Origin of the sequence: Azospirillum sp. B506, from assembly GCF_000333595.1 — a bacterium.
In the GTDB taxonomy this organism is placed as follows: Bacteria; Pseudomonadota; Alphaproteobacteria; order Azospirillales; family Azospirillaceae; genus Azospirillum.
In genome coordinates this window covers 1-3,110 of the sequence record NZ_BADK01000944.1, presented here as the reverse complement: position 1 = coordinate 3,110, position 3,110 = coordinate 1, and the positions used below count along the sequence as shown (strand labels likewise).

The 3,110-nt window shown below is 64.9% G+C and carries 4 protein-coding genes; 1 reads left to right on the top strand and 3 read right to left on the bottom strand.

The window, feature by feature from the left end; genetic code table 11:
- The 3 genes from I71_RS29185 to I71_RS29175 form a co-directional block, all read right to left on the bottom strand.
- The coding region (locus tag I71_RS29185) for a thioesterase family protein (protein ID WP_375731226.1) at positions 1-253 on the bottom strand (253 nt) is incomplete at its 3' end.
- 122 nt (positions 254-375) lie between these two features.
- Positions 376-768 (bottom strand): MerR family DNA-binding transcriptional regulator, encoded by a 393-nt coding sequence (locus I71_RS29180; protein ID WP_042702636.1) that lies wholly within the window; start codon positions 766-768, stop codon positions 376-378.
- Between the two features lie 126 nt (positions 769-894).
- The gene (locus tag I71_RS29175) at positions 895-2,640 is read right to left on the bottom strand and encodes a long-chain fatty acid--CoA ligase (protein ID WP_042702632.1); all 1,746 of its coding nucleotides are present in this window, start codon (positions 2,638-2,640) and stop codon (positions 895-897) included.
- Positions 2,641-2,797: 157 nt separating this feature from the next.
- Between I71_RS29175 and I71_RS29170 the strand changes: the two genes are divergently transcribed.
- Positions 2,798-3,100, top strand: coding sequence for an SCP2 sterol-binding domain-containing protein (locus tag I71_RS29170; protein WP_042702629.1), 303 nt, complete (start codon positions 2,798-2,800; stop codon positions 3,098-3,100).
- Positions 3,101-3,110 lie beyond the last annotated feature (10 nt).

Sequence of the window (3,110 nt, the reverse complement as noted above, 5' to 3'; positions counted from 1 at the left end):
CGCCCCGCCCAGCACGGTTGCCAGCGATTGCGCAGATCGCGGGGCCCAGGCCGACGCGGATCGCCAGATCGGTGCGGCCCAGATCCATCACGCTGAAATAGCGTGCGTTGGTCATGTGCAGGTTGAGGTCGAGATCGGTCGGCCAGACCCGGAACCGCAGCGTCGACGGCTCCAGCAACCCGGTGCGCCGGCCGCGCCACGCGGAGTAAATGGCGGCAACGGCGACGGCCAGCAGGCGGAAGATCAGGTTCATGCCCAGTCCCCCATCCGGCCCGTCGTTGCGACGGCACCGCAGCGTGTCCGTGCTTGTGGCAGTCCCATCATGCTCCGATCCCCCTCACTGGGCCGACCGGAGCACCGGGGGCGCCAGACCGGTCAGCTGTCCTTGGCGGCGGATTTCAGTTCCGCCAGGGTGTTGTTGACCTGCTGTTCGATGTCGCGCAGCTCCTGCACGGTGGCCTCCAGATCCTCGCGCTGCTGGGCGAGGTCCTTCAACCGTTTCTGCACGCGCTTCAACAGGTTCTTCTGCTGCTCGACCCCGCCATTGACGTTGTAGAGGTCGAGATACTCGCGAATTTCCGCCAGCGAGAAGCCCAGGCGCTTGCCCCGCAGGATCAGCTTCAGCCGCGCCCGGTCGCGCTTCGTATAGACCCGGTTGTTGCCGACGCGGTTTGGCGCCAGCAGTCCCTTGACCTCGTAGAAGCGCAGAGCCCGCGGCGTGATGCCCAGCTCCTCCGCAAGCTGGTTGACCGTGTAGAGCTGTTCCATCCCGGGGAAGGCCTTTTTGTTTGCGTTCGGCACAATGCGCCTTCCGTTTGGTAGCACAGCTGCCGTCGCGTGATAAGGCTTCCCTTTACGTTCAGGTCATGGCGGTAACCCAACCGGTGATTGGGGTCATCCTCCGTTCGCCAGAGTCTGCTGCGCCTCGGCGATCAGTTCCTTCTTCGACAGTTTGCCGACGGCGGTCTTCGGCAGCTCTTCGCGGAACTCGATGGCCGTCGGCATCTCGATGCGGGAGATCTTGTCGCGCAGGAAGTCGCGCAGGGCCTCCGCCGTCAGGCTGGCCCCTGGGTTCAACTGGACGAAGGCCTTCGGCGTCTGGCCGCGATAGTCGTCGGGCAGGCCGATGACGCAGGCGGCGGCCACGTCGGGATGCTGGTAGATAGCCTCCTCGATCATGCGCGGATAGACGTTGTAGCCGCTGCAGATGATGAGATCCTTCAAGCGATCGAGCAGGAAGACGTAGCCGTCCTCGTCCATCGCCCCGACGTCGCCGGTCAGCAGGAAACCGTCGACCACGGTGCGGTCGCTCTCTTCCGCCCGGCCCCAATAGCCGGCCATGACGTTGGGTCCGGCGATCGCCACCTGCCCCTTTTCGCCGACGCCGAGCTTGCGGCTCGGGTCCTCCAGGTCGCGGATCTCGATGGAGATGCCGGGAAGCGGCAGGCCGATGGACCCTTCCTTGTTGATGCTGTTCAGCGGGTTGGCGGCGCAGACCGGCGAGGCTTCCGACAGGCCGTAGCCTTCGATCAGCACGCAGCCGGTCGCCGTCTCGAACTGGCGCTTCAACTCCATCGGCAACGGCGCGCCGCCGGAGATGCAGTAGCGGATCGAGGTCATCGGATAGCGCCCGACCTGCGGATGGCCCAGCAGCGCCTTGTACATGGTGGGCACGCCGGGGACGAGGGTCGGTTTGCGCCTGGCGATGGTCTTCAGGACCTGTTCGGTCTCGAAGCGCGGCAGCATGATCAACTCCGCCCCGCACGCCAGCCCCATGTTCAGCACCACGGTCATGGCGAAAACATGGAAGAAGGGCAGCACGGCGAGAACCCGCTCCCGGCCGAGTGCCACGTCGGGAAACCAGGCCTGCACCTGCCGCGCGTTGGACAGCAGGTTGTGGTGGGTCAGCATCGCGCCCTTGGGCACGCCGGTGGTGCCGCCGGTATATTGCAGCACGGCGACATCGCGCAGTCCGTCGATGCGCACCGGGCGCAGCGTGCCGTCGTTGGACAGCAGGCTGTTGAAATCGACATGGCGGTCGTCGCGCGGCACGCTGGCGAGTTCGCCGCGCTTCAGCACGCTGAACAGCGCCTTCTTCATCGCCGGCAGGATGGTGCCCATGCGGCAGACGACGATCCGCTTCATGGGCGTGCGCGCCAGCATCGCGGCGACACGCGGGTAGATCTGCTTCAGGTCCAGCGTCACCATGATCTCAGTCTGCGAGTCGGTGATCTGGTGCTCCAACTCCCGCTCGACATAGAGCGGGTTGTAGTTGACGACGGTCCCGCCGGCCTTCAGCACCGCAAAATAGGAGATGACGTAGGTCGGACAGTTCGGCAGGCACAGGCCCACCCGCACCCCCGGCCCGACTCCAAGATCCTGGAAGCCGCGGGCGGCGCGGTTCACCAGATCCAGTACATCGGCATAGCTGTACCGGCGGCCCATGAAGTCCAGGCAGGGGCGGTCGGCATAGCGCCCGGCCGCTTCCTCGAACAGCATGTGCAGCGGCATCGGCGCGAATTGCTGGTCCCAGGCGATTCCCTTTGGATAATGCGTCAGCCAGGGATGGGCGGCGTCATCTGCGGCGTCGGGTCTGGCGGCTGTGGGCGGGTTGGCGCTCTGCGCAAGCGGCTCGGGCATTGTTCGCTCCCCTTGGCGGTGGCGCGTTCCGGATCACCTGACAGCCGTTTGCCGTGGCGGCGGGCGTCTGAAACGCTTTCGTTATGACGTTGACGTAAACGTAATGCGCGCCTACTGTCAAGGCCAGTCCTACGAACAATCCTGAGGGCATGCTTTCATGATCGACGACATTCTGCGGGAACTGCAGAACCGCAGCACAGATTTGCGCTCGCTCAACGCCTCTGTCCGCTTCCTGCTGGACAAGGAGGGCGAGGTGATCCGGGTCGATGGACGCGCCACCCCGATCAGCATCAGCCGCGAGGATGCCGATTCCGATTGCACCATCCGCATCTCGCCGGAAAACCTGCAGAAGCTGATCAACGGCAAGCTGAACCCGATGCTGGCCTTCACCATGGGCAAGCTGAAGGTCGAAAGATCGATGGGCGTCGCGATGAAGCTGGCGCAACTGCTGGACGATTGAGCGAGCGGCC